The sequence below is a fragment of the Streptomyces sp. NBC_01429 genome (assembly GCF_036231945.1).
Lineage (GTDB): Bacteria > Actinomycetota > Actinomycetes > Streptomycetales > Streptomycetaceae > Streptomyces.
This window is the reverse complement of the sequence record NZ_CP109599.1, coordinates 6,114,575-6,134,089: the sequence shown is the minus strand read 5'-3', so window position 1 is coordinate 6,134,089 and position 19,515 is coordinate 6,114,575. Positions and strand designations below refer to the sequence as shown.

Below are 19,515 nucleotides of genomic sequence, written 5' to 3'. Positions count from 1 at the left end.
CCCCCAGACGCCGGACCGATGGTGCTAATAACCACGGTATGCCCTGTATGACCCACCGGTCGAGGCGGGCGGCACAACAAGGAGCCGCGACCCCGTCGGCCCGCGGAGCGCGCCCGCCCGGCCAGGGGCCCGCTCGCCCGGCCGGCCCCGCCCCGGGTGCCGCCGCCCCGGGAATCGGGCAGTGTGACCTCCAGCGCCGGACCCGCACGGACCGGCCGCCAGTCACCGCGCACGCCGCCCCCGCACAGACGAGGACCGCCCATGTCCGTGACCCAGCACCGGCGCCTCGGCCTCGCCGCCGGGGCAGCGTGCCTCGCCCTCGCCGCCACCACCGGCTGTTCCGGCCTCGGCCGCAGCGCCCTGGGCACCATCGCGTACGAGACCGGGCAGAAGCGCCTGCTCCAGGTGGACAACCCGTCGGTCAGGGGCTGCCACCGCCTCGCACCGGCCGGCGCCGTCGCGGTCACGAACCGCACGCTGGTCGACATCGTGATGTACCGGACGGCCGACTGCACCGGCGGGAACACCATCTACATCGCCACCACGGTCTCCGACGTGATCGCCCCCGGCTCCGGCCCGTGGCGGAGCTACAGCGTCGTGCACTGACCCCGGCCGCACAGGCATCCGAAGACGGGAATGTGGGTACATACCGGACGGGAGGTGCGAGGTGTCATGCGTACGCGTACTGGAAGTGAACCCGTCACCGCGCGCAGCGCCCTGCGCATGCGGTTCTGGCTGGCCCTGTGGGGCGTGATCTGGACGGGCGCGGGCACCGTGGCGTTCGCGCTGGCCGGGCGGCCCTGGTGGGCGCTGGCCTGCGCGGTGCTCCTGCTGATCGTCGTGACCGACCTGTTCGTGATCCTGCGGCGCTTCCGGCAGGGCCCGCGCTTCCAGCCGGACCGGGACACCGGCCCGTACCCGCCGAAGCACGGCCCGAACGTGATCCTGGAGGAGGACCGCGAGCGCCGACGCGATCTGCTGCGTCAGCGGCGCAACCGCACCGGCAGTGGTGTCGGCGGCGCGGGGCGCGGCTCCTGAGTCCGGGTCCGGAGCGGGCGGCGCCCGCCCGCTCCGGCCGTCCCTGCGTCGGCCGCCGTCCCTACGTCGGCCGCCGCGCGTACGTCGGCCACCGCGCGTACGGTCAGCTGCCGCCGCCACTCGCGTCTGCGTCGAACCTGGCGGCCTTCACGTACTCCGGCTTGGGATCCAGCGCCGCCGCCAGCCGGAAGTGCCGCTTCGCCTGTTCGGGGCGGCCCGAGCGCTCGTACGTACGGGCCAGAGCGAAGTGCGCGAAGGCGTTGTCCGGCTCCCGCTCCAGGACCAGCTCGAATTCGAGTTCGGCGGGCCGCAGCTGCGCGGCGGCGAAGAAGGCGCGGGCGCGCAGCAGCCTGGCCGCCGTGTTCTCGGGATGGGCCGCGATGACCGAGTCCAGCAGCTTCACGGCCCCGCGGGGATCCCGCGCCGCCAGCAGCTGTTCGGCCGCGCGATAGTCGATGACGTGGGTTTCCGGACTCTCGGGCACGGTCGCATCCTTCCCTAGCTGCGCGCGTTCAACGCCGGAACCGGACAGGCTATTCCTCGCCCGTCCGGCCGGCTCAGGAGCGGGCCGCCGCGCGTGCGGTCAGCTCCTGCCAGATCTCACGGACCCGCGGCTCCAGTGCGTCCAGCGGGCCGTCGTTGTCGATCACGAGGTCCGCGACGCTCCGGCGCTCCTCCCGGGTCGCCTGCGCGGCCATCCGCCCGCGCGCCTCGGCCTCCGTCATCCCCCGTAGCCGTACCAGCCGCTCCAGCTGGGTCTCCGGGGACGCGTCCACGACCACCACCAGGTCGTACAGGGCGGCCATCGCGTTCTCGACCAGCAGCGGCACGTCGTGCACCACGATCGAGTCCCGCCCCGCCGCCGCCTCCAGTTCGGCGGAGCGGGCGCGGACCAGCGGATGCACGATCGCGTTCAGCGCGCGCAGCCGGTCGTGGTCGCCGAAGACGATCCCGCCGAGTTTCGGACGGTCCAGCGCGCCGGAGCCGGTCAGCACGTCCGGGCCGAACTCGGCGGCCACGGCCGCCAGTCCGGGGGTCCCGGGCGCCACGACTTCCCGCGCGATCCGATCGGAGTCGATCAGAACCGCCCCGTAACCGGTCAGCAGCCGAGAGACCTCGCTCTTGCCCGCGCCGATTCCGCCCGTAAGTCCCAGCCTCAGCATGGGGCCAGCCTAAAGCCTGCCGTCAACGCCCCGACCGGTCCCGCCCCGACCCGCACCGCCCCGGCGGGCCCGCTCTCACGCGCCGCCGTCGCCCTCCCGCTCCGCGAGGAACTTCTCGAACTCACGGCCGATCTCGTCGGCCGACGGCAGCTCCGTCGGCTCAGCGACCAGATTGCCCCGGGTCTCGGAGCCCGCGAGGGCGTCGTACTGGTGCTCAAGCCCCTGCACCATCGTGACCAGCTCCTCGTCCCCCTCGCCCAGCTGCCGCTCGATCTCGGTCTGGGTGCGCTGCGCCTCCGTGCGCAGGGAGTGCGCGACGCTCGGCAGCACCAGCCCCGTCGCGGCCGTGATCGCCTCCAGGGCGGTCAGCGCCGCGTCCGGGTAGGACGACCGGGCGACATAGTGCGGAACGTGCGCCGCGACACCGAGCACGTCGTGGTCCGACTCCATCAGCCGGTACTCGACGAGCGACTCGGCGCTGCCGGGGACCTGCGCCTCGTCGAAGGGGCTGCGATGGCCCGGCATCAGGTCCGTGCGGTTGCCGTGCGGAGTGAGGCCGACGGGCCTGGTGTGCGGCACGCCCATGGGGATGCCGTGGAAGTTGACGGACAGGCGCACGCCCAGCCGCTCCACGATCTGCCGTACGGCCAGCGAGAAGCGCTCCCACTCCACATCCGGCTCGGGCCCCGACAGCAGCAGGAACGGCGCTCCGGTGGCGTCCTGGACGAGCCGGACGTCGAGCGTCGGCGTCTCGTAGTCGGACCAGCGGTCCCGCCGGAACGTGAGCAGCGGACGGCGCGCGCGGTAGTCGACCAGCCTGTCGTGGTCGAACCGGGCCACCACCTGGTGGGGCAGCGAATCCAGCAGGTTCTCGACGATCTGGTCGCCGGTCTCACCCGCGTCGATGTAGCCGTCGAAGTGGTACAGCATGACCAGGCCCGCCGACTCCTGCGCCAGTGCCATGTCGACGACGGCGAGGCCCTTGGGCTCCCATTCGTACAAACCCTGCGGATCAAGCACGGTTACCGCTCCTCCTCGTGTTCGTAACGAAGAACGCACCACAGAGCGCGGGCATTCCCCGCGCCCCACGGCGCCAACCCCGATCCGGCGCTTCACGCCCCGCTGAGGACCCGTGCGTGCAGTGCGGTGACGGTCTTGCGGGCGGAGGTGAAGGCGCCGTGCTGCCAGGCGTCGGCGTACGAGAGGTAGTCACCGGTGAAGTGGACGCGTCCGGCGGGCCTGTTGAGCGGATCGAAGACGGGAGCGTCGGGGCCGCCCGCCAAGGAGTGCCAGGACGCCTCCGGATAGGGGGTCTGGCGCCAGTGGTGGGAGAAGGACGCGGCCAGCTCGCTCCGGTACTTCTCGCCGTGGATCCGCACCCCCTGCGCCACCGCCCGCGCCTCCCGCTCGCGCGGTGCGAGCCGGGCGTAGGCGTCGGCCGGCGCACCGGTGTTGTAGTAGCCGACGAGCACGCCGCGCCGGCCGTGATGGCCGTACGACGGGTACCAGATGTGCGCGAGATCGAGATCGGTCTCGGTGATCCCGCCGTATATCCGGTGGTCGCTCTCCCACCAGCGGCTGCGGTGTTCCAGACCGATCTTCCCGGCGGAGGACGGCTTGCACGCCTCCAGCGCCGTCTGCACGGACGCGCCCAGGTTGTGCCGGGTCCCGGCGAGGATGTTGGGCGGCAGCGCGGCGACGCAGTAGTCCGCGTCGAGAGCGCGTACCCGGCCGCCCCGCGTGTAGGTGACGGTCACGCCGTGCCCCTTGTCGGTGATCTCCTGGACGGCCGCGCCGGTCAGTATCCGGTGGGCGCCGACCGCGCGGGTCAGCGCGGCGGGTATCCGGTCCATGCCGCCGCCGACGATGACGACCTTGGCCGCGGCTCTGCCGGTGAGGGTGAAGTCCCCGGTCCTGGGCGCGTGGAAGACGGGTTCGCGGCTCGCGGCCTCGGCGGTGGGGGCGAGGCCCAGGGCCCCCATGGTGGCGAGCATCGCCCCCGCCCCTCCGGTGGCGCCCACCTGGCGCAGAAACCCGCGGCGGCTGGTGCCCGTGGTGATCTCAGGCGGGTGGCTCATGTCCCGGTACCCCTTCCGGTCTTCAGGTGTGCCGGGATCCTGGCAATGGCGTGTTACGGACCGTCAGATACTCGTGTGTCCCTCGCGTTGCCCTCCGCTCACCACGGGCCGGGGGCGCGAGCACGTATAAGGCCCGCCCGCGAGCACGCGTAAGGCCCGCCCCCCGAAGGGAGCGGGCCTTACGTGTGAACTCAGCTACCGCTTACTCGACCGGAGCGTCAGCTCTGGCCGCCGGCCAGCTTCTCGCGCAGGGCGGCGAGCGCCTCGTCCGACGCCAGGGCGCCGGAGTTGTCGTCCGACTCCGAGGAGTACGAACCGCCACCACCGGAGGCGGCGGGAGCACTGCCACCGGCGGCGGGTGCGGCAGCACCCTCGGCGGCAGCGGCCTCGTCGGCCTCGCGGGACTTGATGACCTGGGCCTGGTGCTGCTCGAAGCGCGTCTGCGCCTCGGCGTACTGGCCCTCCCACGCCTCGCGCTGGGTCTCGAAGCCCTCGAGCCAGTCGTTGGTCTCGGGGTCGAAGCCCTCGGGGTAGATGTAGTTGCCCTGGTCGTCGTAGGACGCGGCCATGCCGTAGAGGGTCGGGTCGAACTCGACCGAGGCCGGGTCACCACCGAACGCCTCGTTGGCCTGCTTCAGCGACAGGCTGATGCGGCGGCGCTCCAGGTCGATGTCGATGACCTTGACGAAGATCTCGTCGTTGACCTGGACGACCTGCTCCGGGATCTCCACGTGGCGCTCGGCCAGCTCGGAGATGTGGACCAGACCCTCGATGCCCTCGTCGACGCGGACGAACGCACCGAAGGGAACGAGCTTGGTGACCTTACCCGGGACGACCTGACCGATCTGGTGCGTCCGGGCGAACTGCTGCCACGGGTCTTCCTGCGTCGCCTTGAGCGACAGGGAGACACGCTCGCGGTCCATGTCCACGTCGAGAACCTCGACGGTGACTTCCTGGCCGACCTCGACAACCTCGGAGGGGTGGTCGATGTGCTTCCAGGACAGCTCGGAGACGTGCACGAGACCGTCGACGCCGCCGAGGTCCACGAACGCGCCGAAGTTGACGATCGAGGAGACGACGCCGGAGCGGACCTGGCCCTTCTGCAGGGTCGTGAGGAAGGTCTGGCGGACCTCGCTCTGGGTCTGCTCCAGCCAGGCACGGCGGGACAGGACCACGTTGTTGCGGTTCTTGTCCAGCTCGATGATCTTGGCTTCGAGCTCCTTGCCCACGTAGGGCTGGAGGTCGCGGACGCGGCGCATCTCGACGAGGGAGGCCGGCAGGAAGCCACGGAGGCCGATGTCGAGGATGAGACCACCCTTGACCACCTCGATGACGGTACCGGTGACGATGCCGTCCTCTTCCTTGATCTTCTCGATCGTGCCCCAGGCGCGCTCGTACTGGGCGCGCTTCTTCGAGAGGATCAGGCGGCCTTCCTTGTCCTCCTTCTGGAGAACAAGGGCTTCGATCTCGTCGCCGACCTTGACGACCTCATTGGGGTCGACGTCGTGCTTGATCGAAAGCTCGCGGGACGGGATGACACCTTCGGTCTTGTAACCGATGTCGAGCAGGACCTCGTCCCGGTCGACCTTCACGATGACGCCATCCACGATGTCGCCGTCGTTGAAGTATTTGATGGTCTCGTCGATCGCGGCGAGGAAGGCTTCCTCGTTACCGATGTCGTTGACCGCAACCTGCGGAGTGGTGGCGGTGGTCTCGGTGCTGCTCGTCATGTGGGAAAGGGCTCCGGTGCGGACAGTGAGTCGTAGGTACTGCTACGCCGGGAGCCCGTATCGCCACCTGTAGAAGCCGGACAGCCAAGGAAGCGCCGCCCCGGACAAAGGGAAAGCGCCTCGACAACCGAGGGACACACAGATGCGAGCGCGGCTGCTACGTCTGAGGCGCGCAAGCCCGCAGCGCAACCTTTAGCATACGGGGGCAGCCGGGCACGGTCAATGCGCGAAGGCGCACACCCGGGGTGGAACCTCTCATTCCCGGCACAACCAGCGTTCGCTGAGGCCAACGGCCCCCGCGGCGGCACCCCGAATCCCCGAAGAGCAAGACGACGGACACGATGATCCAAGAGCAAGAACCCCAGGCCGAGCCCGAGGCGACCCGACGTGACTCCGACGGTACGGAGAGCAGCCGGGCCAACCGGGGCTGGTGGGACAGCAACGCCGACGACTACCAGATCGAGCACGGCACCTTCCTCGGCGACGACCGGTTCGTCTGGTGCCCGGAAGGGCTCGACGAGGTGGAGGCGGGCCTCCTCGGACCCCAGGAATCGCTGAACGGCCTCGACGTCCTGGAGATCGGGGCCGGCGCCGCGCAGTGCTCCCGCTGGCTGGCCGCGCAGGGCGCCCGCCCGGTGGCCCTCGACCTCTCCCACCGCCAGCTCCAGCACGCGCTGCGCATCGGCGAGGGCCGCTCGCTGACGTTCCCGCTGATCCAGGCGGACGCGGGCGCGCTGCCCTTCGCGGACGGCGCCTTCGACCTGGCCTGCTCCGCCTACGGCGCCATCCCCTTCGTCGCCGATCCGGTACGGGTGTTCCGCGAGGTGCACCGGGTACTGCGGCCGGGCGGCCGGTGGGTCTTCTCCGTGACGCATCCGGTCCGCTGGGCGTTCCCCGACGAGCCGGGGCCCGAGGGGCTGACGGCGGCGGCCTCCTACTTCGACCGCACCCCCTATGTCGAGCAGGACGACCGGGGGCGGGCCGTCTACGTCGAACACCACCGGACGCTCGGCGACCGGGTGCGGGATCTGGTGGCGGGCGGATTCCGGCTGGTCGACCTGGTGGAGCCCGAGTGGCCGGCCTGGAACACCCAGGAGTGGGGCGGCTGGTCGCCGCTGCGCGGCACCCTGCTCCCGGGCACGGCGATCTTCGTCTGCGTACGGGACTGACCAGGCGTCCGGGTCCCCGGCGCCAGGACTGAGCAAGCGTCCGGGCCGCCCGGCGCCGGGACTGACCACGCGTCCGGGCCGCCCGGCGCCGGGCGACCGGTGGCGGACACTGAACGGGTGATCCGCGACGACATCCTCGGCAGCCTCCCCGTACACACCGCCCTGCCCGCGCTGGAGCGGGCCCTCGACCGGCACGGCTGCGCGATGCTGTGCGCGCCGCCGGGGACGGGCAAGACGACGCTCGTCCCCCTGGCGCTGGCCGGGCTGCTGGACGGCGGTCCCGTCCGGCGCGTGATCGTCGCCGAGCCCCGGCGGATCGCGGCGCGCGCCGCGGCCCGCCGGATGGCCTGGCTGCTCGGCGAGCGCGCCGGGGAGCGCGTCGGCTTCACCGTGCGCGGGGAGCGCGTGGTGGGGCGCGGGACGGTGGTGGAGGTGGTGACCACCGGCGTGCTGCTCCAGCGGCTCCAGCGCGACCAGGAGCTGGCGGGCGTCGATGTGGTCATCCTCGACGAGTGCCACGAGCGGCATCTCGACGCCGACACCGTCGCCGCCTTCCTCCTGGACGTACGGACGACGCTGCGGCCCGAGCTGCGGCTGATCGCCGCGTCCGCGACCACCGACGCCGAGGGCTGGGCCCGGCTGCTGGACGACGCGCCGGTGGTGGCGGCGCGCGGCGTCTCCTACCCGGTGGAGACGGTCTGGGCGCCGCCGCCCGCCCCCGTACGACCACCGCACGGCATGCGGGTCGATCCGGCGCTGCTGACGCATGTGGCGTCGGTCGTGCGCCGGGCGCTGGCCGAGCACGACGGCGATGTGCTCTGTTTCCTGCCGGGGGTCGGGGAGATCGGCCGGGTGGCCGGGCAACTGGGCGATCCCGGCGCCGAGGTGCTCCAGGTGCACGGGCGGGCCCCGGCGGCGGTGCAGGACGCGGTGCTCGCCGGGGCGCCGGAGGGCCGCCGGGTGGTGCTGGCCACGGCGGTGGCCGAGTCGAGTCTGACCGTGCCGGGGGTGCGGGTCGTCGTGGACGCGGGGCTCGCGCGCGAGCCCCGTACCGATCACGCGCGCGGGCTGAGTGCCCTGACGACGGTCCGGGTGTCCCAGGCGGGCGCCGGGCAGCGGGCCGGACGCGCCGGGCGCGAGGCGCCGGGGACGGTCTACCGCTGCTGGTCGCAGGCGGAGGACGGCCGGCTGACGCGCTTCCCGTCCCCGGAGATCAGGGTCGCGGATCTGGCGGCGTTCGCGCTCCAGGCCGCGTGCTGGGGCGACCCCTCCGCCGGGGGTCTCGCCCTGCTGGATCCGCCGCCGGCCGGCGCGCTGGCCGCCGCCCGCTCCGTACTGACCGCGATCGGCGCGGTCGGCGAGGACGGGCGGGTCACGGAGCGCGGCATCCGGATGGCCCGCGTCGGCCTGCATCCCCGGCTCGCCCGCGCCCTGCTGGACGGCGCCCCCGAGGTGGGCGCGCGGCGGGCGGCCGAGGTGGTGGCGCTGCTGAGCGAGGAACCGCCCAGGGCGTACGGGGACGATCTCGCGGCGGCGTGGCGCACGGCCCGCAGGGGCGGGGACGCGTACGCGGCGCGCTGGCGCCAGGAGGTGCGGCGGCTGACGTCCGCCGTTCAGGGCGCGGGGCCCGCCGCGGGGGACGTCGGCGGAACCGATGATTCCGCCGCCGGGCTGATCGCCGCGCTCGCGTTTCCCGAGCGGGTGGCGCGGGCGCGGGGCGCGGGTTCGTATCTGATGGTTTCGGGCACGGGCGGCGAGTTGTCGGACGGGTCCGCGCTGCGCGAGGCGTCGTGGCTGGCGGTGGCGGTCGCCGACCGGCCCGCGGGAGCGGCGTCCGCGCGGGTCCGGCTGGCCGCCGTCATCGACGAGGGCACGGCGCGGGCCGCCGCCGGGGGGCTGCGGGTGGCGGGTGAGGAGGTCCGCTGGGAGGCGGGCGAGGTGCTGGCCCGGCGGGTGGAGCGGCTCGGCGCGGTCGAGCTGTCCGCGCGCGCCCTGAAGTCACCGGCTCCCGCGCTGGTGCGTGCGGCGCTGCTGGAGGGGCTGCGGCGCGAGGGGCCCGCGCTGCTGCGCTGGACGCGTGAGGCGCTGGCGCTGCGCGAGCGCCTCGGCTTTCTGCACCGGGAGTTGGGCGGCGGCTGGCCGGATGTCTCGGACGCCGCGCTGGTCGATCGCGCCGACGCGTGGCTGGAGCCGGAGCTGTCGCGGGCCCGCCGCCGCGCGGATCTGGCCCGGCTGGACGCGGGGCAGGCGCTGCTGCGGCTGCTGCCCTGGGCGACCGGCGAGGCCGCGCGGCTGGACGAGCTGGCTCCGGAACGTATCGAGGTGCCCAGCGGGTCGCGGGTAAGGGTGGAGTACGGCGGGCCGCAGCCCGTACTGGCGGTGAAGCTCCAGGAGTTGTTCGGGCTGCGGGAGACGCCGAGGGTGGCGGGCGCCGCGGGCGTCCCCGTACTGGTGCATCTGCTGTCGCCCGCGGGGCGCCCGGCGGCGCTGACGGCGGACCTGGCGTCGTTCTGGCAGGACGGCTACCGGGCCGTACGGGCCGAGCTGCGCGGCCGCTATCCGCGCCACCCGTGGCCGGAGGACCCGTCGACGGCGGTGGCGACGCGCCGCCTGAACAACCGGCGTTGACGGACGGGAGCGCCCCGGCCGTCGTATCGACGGCCGGGGCAGGCCCGGGTCCAACCCGGGTCAGGCCCGGGTCAGGCCCGGGCCAGGCCCGGGTCAGGCGACCTTCAGTTCGATGGTGAGGGTGGCGCCGCCCTCGGTTTCGAGGCGGAGCAGATACGTGCCGGCCGCGTCGGCCGCGTAGAGCTTCGGGAGCTGGAGGACGCCGTCGGCGTCGGTCGTCAGATCCGCGAGGGTCCGCAGCGCGTTGCCGTTCGCGTCCTTGAAGTAGGGCCCGGCCGCGGGCGCCGTGGCGTCGGTCGCTGACGTGACCACCATCGCGCTGACCGCCACCTTGCCGGCGGCGGCTCCCTTGTAGGTGGCCCTGACCTCGACCGGGTCGGCGAACTCGGCGCCGGGCGCCGCCGTCAGGTCCCCCGTCGTGGTCCTGGCGAGGGCGTCCGCCTGGCGGGCCGTGACGGTCGCGGTGTAGCCGACGGGGGCGACGCCGGGCACGACGGCGGTCGCCCGGATGGTGAAGTCGCCGGTCCGCTCGCCCGCCTGGACGGCCGGCGCGCTCGCCGTGCCCTCCGTGCCCGTGACGACGACCGAGGTGGTCAGGCCCGTCACGAACCGGGCGTCGGTGTCACCGACGATCTCGAACCGCACGACCGTCTTGGCCACCGGCTTTCCGGCCGCGTCCACCGCGCGTACGGCCGCCTGCCGGGCGAACCGGCTGCCGGCGACGGCGGTCAGCGGTGCCGTGACGGTCTTCTCGATCCGCGCGGCGACCGGCTTGGGGGCCGGGGTGGTGGGGGTGCCGGGATCGCTCGGGGAGGGGGTGGTCGTACCGCCGCCGGGCTCGGTCGGCTTCGGGGAGCCGGAGCCGCCACCGGGCTTGGGCGTCGAGGGGCTCGGGCTGGGACTGGGGCTCGCGCTCGGGGGGCTGCTCGGCTTCGGGGTACTGGGCGTGCTGGGGGCGGTGACGGTGGGAGCGGTCGCCGGGGCCGACGGGGAGACCGGGCCGGTGGACACGGGCACCGTGCCGGTGCCGTCCGGGATCTCGTGCGTCCCGTTCTTGTAGTACTGGAACCAGGTCAGGACCGTGTTCAGGTACTCACGCGAGTGGTTGTAGCCGAGGATCGCCTTGTGGAGGTCCTCCTCGACGGAGAGATCACGCTCTCCCGCGCACAGGTAGTACGCGGCGGCCAGCGCCGCGTCGAAGATGTTGTTGGGGTCGCTGCGGCCGTCGCCGTTGCCGTCCTTGCCCCAGGTCTTCCAGGTCGACGGGATGAACTGCATCGGCCCGACGGCGCGGTCGTGCTCCGCGTCGCCGTCGAACTCACCGTTGTCGGTGTCGGGGATGTTGGCGAAACCGACACCGTTGAGGACCGGGCCGAGGATCGGCGCGAGCGTGGTGCCGTCGTCGTCGACCTGGCCGCCGCGCGCGTGGCCCGACTCGACCTTGCCGATCGCGGCGAGCAGCTGCCACGGCAGATTGCAGCCGGGCTTGGCCTCCGCGATGGTCTGCTCCGCACGCTGGTACGCGGAGAGCACCGTGGCCGGTATACCCGCCTCCGCCGCGGCCACCCCCGAACCCGTACCCGGCAGGTCTATCGAGGTGCCCGGCTTGTCGGGCGTCGTCAGCGGCGGAAGTTCCGTGTAGTACGAGGAGTTGCCCGACACCGGCGTCCCGGGCGGCGGCGTCACATCGGCCGCGTGATTCCCTCCCACGTCCGCGGGGAGGGCGCCCGGTGCCTGAGAGGCCGAGAGCGCCGCGATCGCGGCCGCGGCCACGGCGGTGGTCGTCGCTCCTTTGCGCAGTCGACTGCCGAATAGCGCTGCCATGGTCTGGCCCCTCCCCGTGGTGGCTGTTCGCGCTCCCCGCGCGAGGACTCAGGCGACCCTATGTCAACTCCTGGCCCCGGCACACCGGTCCGTGACCGCCTTTCACCAGTTCGCCACCTCGACGTCGCCCGGTTGCGGGAAGCCCCGACACACCGGGGCTTCCCGCAAGGCTTTTTCCGGTCAGTGGGCCGCCGATTCCCAGTCCGCGCCGACGCCCACCGAGACATCCAGCGGCGCCCGCAGCTCGACCGCGCTCGACATCTCCCGGCGCAGCAGCTCCTCCACCGGCTCCCGCTCCCCCGGAGCGATCTCCAGGACGATTTCGTCATGGACCTGGAGCAGCATCCGCGAGGTCAGACCGGCCTCCGCCATCGCCCGGTCCACCTTGAGCATGGCGACCTTGACGATGTCAGCGGCGGTGCCCTGGATGGGCGCGTTGAGCGCCATCCGCTCCGCCATCTCACGCCGCTGGCGGTTGTCGCTGTTGAGGTCGGGCAGATAGCGGCGGCGTCCGAGCATCGTCTCCGTATAGCCCGTGGCCCTGGCCTCCACCACGGCGCGCTGGAGATACTCCCGCACTCCCCCGAAGCGCTCGAAGAAGGTGTCCATCAGCGCGCGCGCCTCGCCCGCCTCGATGTTCAGCTGCTGGGAGAGACCGAACGCCGAGAGCCCGTAGGCCAGTCCGTACGACATCGCCTTGATCTTGCGGCGCATCTCGGGGTCGACGGCCGACTTCTCCACCCCGAACACCTGCGAGGCCACCGTGGTGTGCAGGTCCTCGCCGGAGGTGAACGCCTCGATCAGACCCGCGTCCTCGGAGAGATGGGCCATCACCCGCAGCTCGATCTGGCTGTAGTCCGCCGTCATCAGCGACTCGTAGCCCTCGCCGACGACGAAGCCCCGGCGGATCGCCCGGCCCTCGTCGGTGCGCACCGGAATGTTCTGCAGGTTCGGATCCGTGGACGAGAGCCGGCCCGTCGCCGCGACCGTCTGGTTGAACGTCGTGTGGATACGGCCGTCCTCGGCGATCGACTTGATCAGGCCCTCGACCGTGACCCGCAGCTTCGCCTGCTCGCGGTGGCGCAGCATGATGACCGGCAGCTCGTGCTCGGTCTTGGCCGCGAGCCAGGCCAGCGCGTCCGCGTCCGTCGTATAACCCGTCTTCGTCTTCTTCGTCCTGGGCAGCCCCAGCTCACCGAAGAGGACCTCCTGGAGCTGCTTGGGCGAACCGAGGTTGAACTCGTGGCCGACCGCCGCGTGCGCCTCCTTCACGGCCTGCTGCACCGCGGCCGCGAACTGCCCCTCCATGGCCTCCAGATGGGCGCGGTCGGCGGCGATGCCGTGGCGCTCCAGCCGGGCCAGCAGCGCGGACGTGGGCAACTCCACCTCGTGCAGCAGCTCCGAGGCGCCGACCTCGGCCAGCCGCTCGGTGAACGCCTCCCCCAGATCGAGGATCGCGCGGGCCTCCGTCATCAGCGCGTCCGCCTCGGCCTGCTCGTCACCGCCGAAGGCCAGCTGCCCGTCGGCGGAGGCGGCCGGCGCCAGCTCACGGCCGAGATACTCGATCGCCAGAGCGTCCAGCGCGAACGAGCGCCGCCCCGGCTTCACCAGATAGGCGGCCAGCGCGGTGTCCATCGAGACCCCGCCGACCCGCCAGCCGTGCTCCGGAGCGACCCGCATCGCGCCCTTCGCGTTGTGCATGACCTTCGGGCGCTCCGGATCGGCCAGCCACCCCGCGAACGCACGCTCGTCGGACTCGTCCAGCTGCGTGGGGTCGAACCAGGCCGCCGCGCCACCGGCCGCCGCGAGCGCGACCTCACCGACGCTGCCCGTACCGAGCGACCAGGTGTCGAGCGTCGCCACCCCCAGCGGCTGCGCGCCGTGCTCGGCCAGCCAGGGCGCCAGCTCCCCCGACCCCAGGACCTTGCCGTCCAGCTCGACACCGGCGGCGGGCGCCGGAGCCTCCTCCACCACCGCGCCCGGATCCACCGCGAGCAGCCGCTCGCGCAGACTCGGGTTGCGGATCTCCAGCACCTCCAGCACCCCGGTCAGCGCCGCACGGTCGTAGGGAGCGCGCTCCAGATCCTCCGGCGTCTTGGGCAGCGCGACATCACGCACCATCTCCGTGAGCCGCCGGTTGAGCTTGACCGACTCCAGATGGTCGCGGAAGTTCTGCCCGGCCTTGCCCTTCACCTCGTCGGCGCGCGCCACCAGCTCGTCGAAGGAACCGAACTGGTTGATCCACTTCGCCGCCGTCTTCTCCCCGACCCCCGGAATGCCCGGCAGATTGTCCGACGGGTCACCGCGCAGCGCGGCGAAGTCCGGATACTGCGCCGGCGTCAGCCCGTACTTCTCCTGGACCTTCTCCGGAGTGAAACGGGTCAGCTCCGAGACACCCTTCGTCGGATACAGCACCGTCGTGTGCTCACTGATCAACTGGAAGGAGTCCCGGTCCCCCGTGACGATCAGCACCTCGAACCCGGCGGCCTCCGCCTGCGTGGCGAGCGTCGCGATCACGTCGTCCGCCTCGAACCCGTCGATCGCGAACCGGTCCGCGCGCATCGCGTCCAGCAGCTCACCGATCAGCTCGACCTGCCCCTTGAACTCGTCGGGCGTCTTCGACCGGTTCGCCTTGTACTCCGGGAACTCCTCGGAACGCCACGTCTTGCGGGACACGTCGAACGCGACGGCGAAATGCGTGGGCGACTCATCACGCAACGTATTCGCCAGCATCGACGCGAAGCCGTAGATGGCGTTCGTCGGCTGCCCCGTCGCGGTCGTGAAATTCTCCGCGGGCAGAGCGAAGAACGCCCGGTACGCCAAGGAGTGCCCGTCCATGAGGAGCAGGCGAGGACGGTTGTCTTCGGTCTTCTTCGATGCTGTCTCAGCCACGTACCCGATCCTGCCACGCCCCACTGACAATCCCGACCGGCCGACCGGCCGCGGCGACCGTCCCCCGCACCACTCGGCCCGCCCCGCGCCGGTGACGCGTGACAGGATCGGGTACGTAACCGGGTACGTACACAAGTGCGGAACGTACGCGAAGCAGAAGCAGAAGCAGCAGGCCCGAAGGAGAGCGCGATGGCCACCAAGCCGCCCGCAGGAGATCCGGTCCAGGACGCGCCCCGCGTCGCGGCCCCCCAACACGCCGCCGCGGGGCTCCCCGCCATCGCGCACACCCTCAAGATCGCCCAGCAGCAGATGGGCGTGGTGCGCACCGCGCGCACCCTCCTCAAGGTCAACCAGAAGAACGGCTTCGACTGCCCCGGCTGCGCCTGGCCCGAAGGCGACCACCGCCACACCGCGGAATTCTGCGAGAACGGCGCCAAGGCCGTCGCCGAGGAAGCCACCCTGCGCCGGGTCACCCCCGAGTTCTTCGCCGCCCACCCCGTGTCCGACCTCGCCACCCGCAGCGGCTACTGGCTCGGCCAGCAGGGCCGCATCACCCAGCCGATGCTGCTGGACCGCGACGCCCGGGGCGGCGGCGGCGACCACTACACCCCGGTGAGCTGGGAACGCGCCTTCGCGATCATCGCGGAGGAACTGACCGCGCTCGGCTCCCCCGACGAAGCCCTCTTCTACACCTCGGGCCGCACCAGCAACGAGGCCGCCTTCCTCCTCCAGCTGTTCGCCCGCGAATACGGCACGAACAACCTGCCCGACTGCTCCAACATGTGCCACGAGTCATCCGGCTCGGCGCTCTCGGAAACCATCGGCATAGGCAAGGGCAGCGTCTCCCTCGAAGACCTCCACCAGGCCGACCTGATCATCGTCGCCGGACAGAACCCCGGCACCAACCACCCCCGGATGCTCTCCGCACTGGAGAAGGCCAAAGCGGCCGGCGCGAAAATCATCTCGGTCAACCCCCTGCCCGAAGCCGGCCTGGAACGCTTCAAGAACCCCCAGACCCCGCAGGGCATGATCAAGGGCGCCGCCCTCACCGACCTCTTCCTCCAGATCCGCATCGGCGGCGACCAGGCCCTCTTCCGCCTGCTCAACAAGCTGATCCTGGAGACCCCCGGCGCCCTCGACGACACCTTCATCCGCGAACACACCCACGGATACGAGGACTTCACCGCAGCCGCCCGGGCCGCCGACTGGGACGAGACCCTCACCGCCACCGGCCTGGAACGCGACCTCATCGAACAGGCCCTCGCCCTGATCCTCGCCTCCGAGCGCACCATCGTCTGCTGGGCCATGGGCCTGACCCAGCACAAACACTCCGTGCCGACCATCCGCGAAGTCGTCAACTTCCTCCTGCTGCGCGGCAACATCGGCCGCCCCGGCGCCGGCGTCTGCCCCGTGCGCGGACACTCCAACGTGCAGGGCGACCGCACCATGGGCATCTTCGAACGGCCGGCCCCCGCCTTCCTCGACGCCCTCGACAAAGAATTCGGCATCACCTCGCCCCGCCACCACGGCTACGACGTCGTACGGTCCATCGAAGCCCTGCGCGACGGCGAGGCCAAGGTCTTCTTCGCCATGGGCGGCAACTTCGTCGCGGCGACCCCCGACACGACCGTCACCGAAGCCGCGATGCGCCGCGCCCGCCTCACCGTGCACGTATCGACCAAGCTCAACCGCTCGCACGCCGTCACCGGCGCCCGCGCGCTGATCCTGCCCACCCTCGGCCGCACCGACAAGGACATCCAGGACGGCGGCCGGCAGGTCGTGACCGTCGAGGACTCCATGGGCATGGTGCACACCTCCCGCGGCAACCTCCCGCCCGCGAGCCCCCACCTCCTCTCCGAACCCGCCATCGTCGCCCGGCTCGCCCGCGCCACCCTCGGCCCCGCCTCCCACACCCCCTGGGAGGACTTCGAGAAGGACTACGCGCGCATCCGCGACCGCATAGCCCGCGTCGTCCCCGGCTTCGAGGACTTCAACGCACGCGTCGCCCGCCCCGGCGGCTTCGCCCTCCCGCACGGCCCCCGCGACGAACGCCGCTTCCCCACCGCCACCGGCAAGGCCAACTTCACCGCCGCGCCCGTCGAGTTCCCCGCCCTGCCCGAAGGCCGTCTGCTCCTGCAGACCCTGCGCTCGCACGACCAGTACAACACCACGATCTACGGCCTCGACGACCGCTACCGAGGCATAACCGACGGCCGCCGCGTCGTGCTCGTCAACGCGCGCGACGCCGCCGAACTCGACCTCCGCGACGGCTCCTACACCGACCTCGTCAGCGAATGGAAGGACGGCGTCGAACGCCGCGCCCCCGGCTTCCGCGTCGTCCACTACCCCACCGCACGCGGCTGCGCCGCCGCCTACTACCCCGAGACCAATGTGCTCGTCCCGCTGGGCGCCACGGCCGACACCAGCAACACACCGGCCAGCAAGTCCGTCGTCGTCCGCTTCGAGCCGAGCGAACGCGTCACCGACGGCACGACGAACACCGCGGACACCGCGGACGCGGCGGAGACCGCGCGATGACCGGCGCCGGGGAACGGCCCGCGGGCACACCGTTCCCCTAAGCGTTCGCTCAGCCATCTGATAAGCAGGACGGTGCACACAGCACGCACACGACCACACAATCGGAGCCGGGCCATGGGTGAGCAGTCCACTGTGAAGTTCCCGCAGGAGATCATCGACGAATACGGCGCGCTCGGCGTCGATCTGGCCGCGCTCTTCTCGGCCGGCCATCTCGGCACGCGCATGGGAGTACGCATCGTCGAAGCCGCCGCGGAACGCGTCGTCGGCACCATGCCCGTCGAGGGCAACACCCAGCCTTACGGACTGCTGCACGGCGGCGCGTCCGCCGTCCTCGCCGAGACCCTCGGCTCCGTGGGCGCCATGCTCCACGGCGGCACGGCCAAGCTCGCCGTCGGCGTGGACCTCAACTGCACCCACCACCGAGGCGCCCGCAGCGGGCTGGTCACGGGCGTCGCCACCCCCGTCCACCGGGGACGCTCCACCGCGACGTACGAGATCGTCATCACCGACGAGCAGGACAAGCGGGTCTGCACCGCCCGGCTCACCTGCATGCTGCGCGACGCCCCCGCCCCCGCCCCCGGCGAGACCACGTAAGCGGCACACGGAGCCGCACAGGAGGCGGCACCGCAAGCCGCACCCACCGCTCAGAACCAGCCACCCCACGGGTCCGGCGCGCGCACAGCGCCGGGCCCGTTTACGCGCCGTACGACCACACCCCCGCACGCCCCCTTGTACCCGCCGGGAACACCACCTACGGTGCCCCCAAGAGCCGGGCAGAAGGCGCGAATCCCCTGCCCCACACCACACGGTGCACATCACGCCCAATGTCACTCTGTGTAACATCGGCGTGAACGAAAATCGGACGCGCTCTCCACAACCACACACGCGCTGCCCGCTTCACAGCTCCTCTATGCCCGTTTGGACACGTCAGTAGCAAAAACCCTCAAGTCCCTTAGCGGAACTGCGGGTTCTCACCATGCGGTCACCACGGAAGGCGAACAAAAGCCGCATCACGCCCGGCGAGGTCGACCGGCGTTGGCCTTGGCATAACAAGACAGTCACATCCTGCCCCCACCGCTCCACACCTCCCCCACCTGCGCTTAGAGTCACGCCCAGTCACCGCGCCACCGGATTACTTTCAGTTCGGTTCCAGCGCTCGACCCGGCGGCCCAGCAGGGGCCGCCGCGTGCCAGGGGAGGACTGATCGTGCGTCACCGTTCCTTGTTCATCATCACCACTGCCGTCACCGCAGGGGCTCTCACACTGTCCGCCTGCGGATCCCGCGGCGACAGTGACGGAGGCAGCAGCGGCGGCGGCGACACGACCACCGTCGTCATCGGCCTCGACGCGCCGCTCTCCGGCGACCTCTCCGCGCTCGGCCAGGGCATCAAGAACTCCGCCGACCTCGCCGTCAAGACCGCGAACAAGAACAAAGAGGTCCCCGGGGTCACCTTCAAGCTCGAAGCCCTCGACGACGTCGCCCAGGCCGCCACCGGCCAGCAGAACGCCACCAAGCTCGTCGGCGACAGCAAGGTCATGGGCGTCGTCGGCCCCCTGAACTCCGACGTCGGCCAGTCGATGCAGAAGGTCTTCGACACCGCCAAGCTCGTCCAGGTGTCGCCCGCCAACACCAACCCCGCCCTCACCCAGGGCAAGGACTGGCAGACCGGCAAGAAGGAACGCGGCTTCAAGACGTACTTCCGCACCTCGACGACCGACGCCGTCCAGGGCCCCTTCGCCGCGCAGTACATGTACAACAAGAAGAAGCTCAAGAAGGTCTACGTCATCGACGACAAGAAGACCTACGGAGCCGGCCTCGCCGCCACCTTCGCCGGAGAGTTCAAGAAGCTCGGCGGAACCGTCGTCGGCACCGACCACATCAACCCCGACGACAAGGACTTCTCGGCCGTCGCCAGCAAGGTCGCCGAGGCCAAGGCCGACTTCGTCTACTACGGCGGCGAATACCCCGCCGGCGCCCCCCTCGCCAGCCAGATCAAGAACGCCGGCGCCAAGATCCCCACCGTCGGCGGCGACGCGCTCTTCAGCGCCGAGTACATCAAGCTCGCCAAGAAGAACGCCGAAGGCGACATCGCCAGCTCCGTCGGCGCCCCGCTGGAGACCCTCGACACCGCCAAGAAGTTCATAGCCGACTACGAGACCGCCGGCTACAAGGACGCCTACGAGGCCTACGGCGGCTACTCCTACGACTCCACCTGGGCCATCATCCAGGCCGTCAAGGCGGTCGTCGAGAAGAACGACGGCAAGCTGCCCGACAGCAAGGACGCCCGCGAGCAGATCACCGCGGCCATGCAGGACGTCACGTTCGACGGCGTCTCCGGCTCGGTCGGCTTCGACGAGTTCGGCGACACCACCAACAAGCAGCTCTCCCTCTACGAGGTCAAGAACGGCAAGCACGTCGCCGTCGAGGTAGGCCAGTTCGAGGGCTGACCCGGCC

The 19,515-nt window shown here is 71.6% G+C and carries 14 protein-coding genes; 7 read left to right on the top strand and 7 right to left on the bottom strand.

What is annotated here, in order from left to right:
• Window positions 1-261 precede the first annotated feature (261 nt).
• Window positions 262-606: a hypothetical protein gene (locus OG627_RS26980; RefSeq protein WP_329069361.1), complete on the top strand. Its 345-nt coding sequence runs from the start codon at window positions 262-264 to the stop codon at window positions 604-606.
• Between the two features lie 66 nt (window positions 607-672).
• Window positions 673-1,038 (top strand): DUF6343 family protein, encoded by a 366-nt coding sequence (locus tag OG627_RS26975; protein ID WP_329069359.1) that lies wholly within the window; start codon window positions 673-675, stop codon window positions 1,036-1,038.
• A gap of 103 nt (window positions 1,039-1,141) precedes the next feature.
• Here OG627_RS26975 and OG627_RS26970 read toward each other — a convergent pair whose 3' ends face one another.
• The 5 genes from OG627_RS26970 to rpsA all read right to left on the bottom strand — a co-directional run bounded on the left by OG627_RS26970 (window position 1,142) and on the right by rpsA (window position 6,009).
• Window positions 1,142-1,522, bottom strand: a complete 381-nt coding sequence (locus OG627_RS26970) for a tetratricopeptide repeat protein (RefSeq protein WP_329069357.1) — start codon at window positions 1,520-1,522, stop codon at window positions 1,142-1,144.
• Window positions 1,523-1,595: 73 nt separating this feature from the next.
• Window positions 1,596-2,201 (bottom strand): dephospho-CoA kinase, encoded by a 606-nt coding sequence (coaE, locus tag OG627_RS26965; protein WP_329069356.1) that lies wholly within the window; start codon window positions 2,199-2,201, stop codon window positions 1,596-1,598.
• Window positions 2,202-2,276: 75 nt separating this feature from the next.
• Window positions 2,277-3,221, bottom strand: a complete 945-nt coding sequence (locus tag OG627_RS26960; protein WP_329069354.1) for a PAC2 family protein — start codon at window positions 3,219-3,221, stop codon at window positions 2,277-2,279.
• A 92-nt stretch (window positions 3,222-3,313) separates the two neighbouring features.
• Complete coding sequence (locus OG627_RS26955) at window positions 3,314-4,279, bottom strand: flavin monoamine oxidase family protein (protein ID WP_443073547.1); 966 nt, start codon at window positions 4,277-4,279, stop codon at window positions 3,314-3,316.
• A gap of 218 nt (window positions 4,280-4,497) precedes the next feature.
• The gene (rpsA, locus tag OG627_RS26950; protein WP_114622514.1) at window positions 4,498-6,009 is read right to left on the bottom strand and encodes a 30S ribosomal protein S1; all 1,512 of its coding nucleotides are present in this window, start codon (window positions 6,007-6,009) and stop codon (window positions 4,498-4,500) included.
• Between the two features lie 341 nt (window positions 6,010-6,350).
• Between rpsA and OG627_RS26945 the strand changes: the two genes are divergently transcribed.
• The gene (locus OG627_RS26945) at window positions 6,351-7,178 is read left to right on the top strand and encodes a class I SAM-dependent methyltransferase (protein ID WP_329069352.1); all 828 of its coding nucleotides are present in this window, start codon (window positions 6,351-6,353) and stop codon (window positions 7,176-7,178) included.
• 117 nt (window positions 7,179-7,295) lie between these two features.
• Window positions 7,296-9,806 (top strand): ATP-dependent helicase HrpB, encoded by a 2,511-nt coding sequence (gene hrpB / locus OG627_RS26940; protein ID WP_329069350.1) that lies wholly within the window; start codon window positions 7,296-7,298, stop codon window positions 9,804-9,806.
• A gap of 93 nt (window positions 9,807-9,899) precedes the next feature.
• On the opposite strand, the gene OG627_RS26935 is transcribed toward hrpB, so the two are convergent.
• On the bottom strand, window positions 9,900-11,630 hold the full coding sequence (locus OG627_RS26935) for a lytic murein transglycosylase (RefSeq protein ID WP_329069349.1): 1,731 nt from the start codon (window positions 11,628-11,630) through the stop codon (window positions 9,900-9,902).
• A 180-nt stretch (window positions 11,631-11,810) separates the two neighbouring features.
• Entirely contained in the window at window positions 11,811-14,522 is a 2,712-nt protein-coding gene (gene polA / locus OG627_RS26930; protein ID WP_329069348.1) for a DNA polymerase I, read from the bottom strand.
• A gap of 189 nt (window positions 14,523-14,711) precedes the next feature.
• Here polA and OG627_RS26925 point away from each other — a divergent pair, with 189 nt between their 5' ends.
• From OG627_RS26925 to OG627_RS26915, 3 genes are all read left to right on the top strand, one after another.
• Window positions 14,712-17,060 (top strand): FdhF/YdeP family oxidoreductase, encoded by a 2,349-nt coding sequence (locus OG627_RS26925; protein WP_329069346.1) that lies wholly within the window; start codon window positions 14,712-14,714, stop codon window positions 17,058-17,060.
• A 114-nt stretch (window positions 17,061-17,174) separates the two neighbouring features.
• Complete coding sequence (locus OG627_RS26920) at window positions 17,175-17,654, top strand: PaaI family thioesterase (RefSeq protein ID WP_329069344.1); 480 nt, start codon at window positions 17,175-17,177, stop codon at window positions 17,652-17,654.
• Window positions 17,655-18,266: 612 nt separating this feature from the next.
• Complete coding sequence (locus OG627_RS26915; protein WP_329069342.1) at window positions 18,267-19,508, top strand: branched-chain amino acid ABC transporter substrate-binding protein; 1,242 nt, start codon at window positions 18,267-18,269, stop codon at window positions 19,506-19,508.
• The last annotated feature ends 7 nt before the right edge of the window (window positions 19,509-19,515 follow it).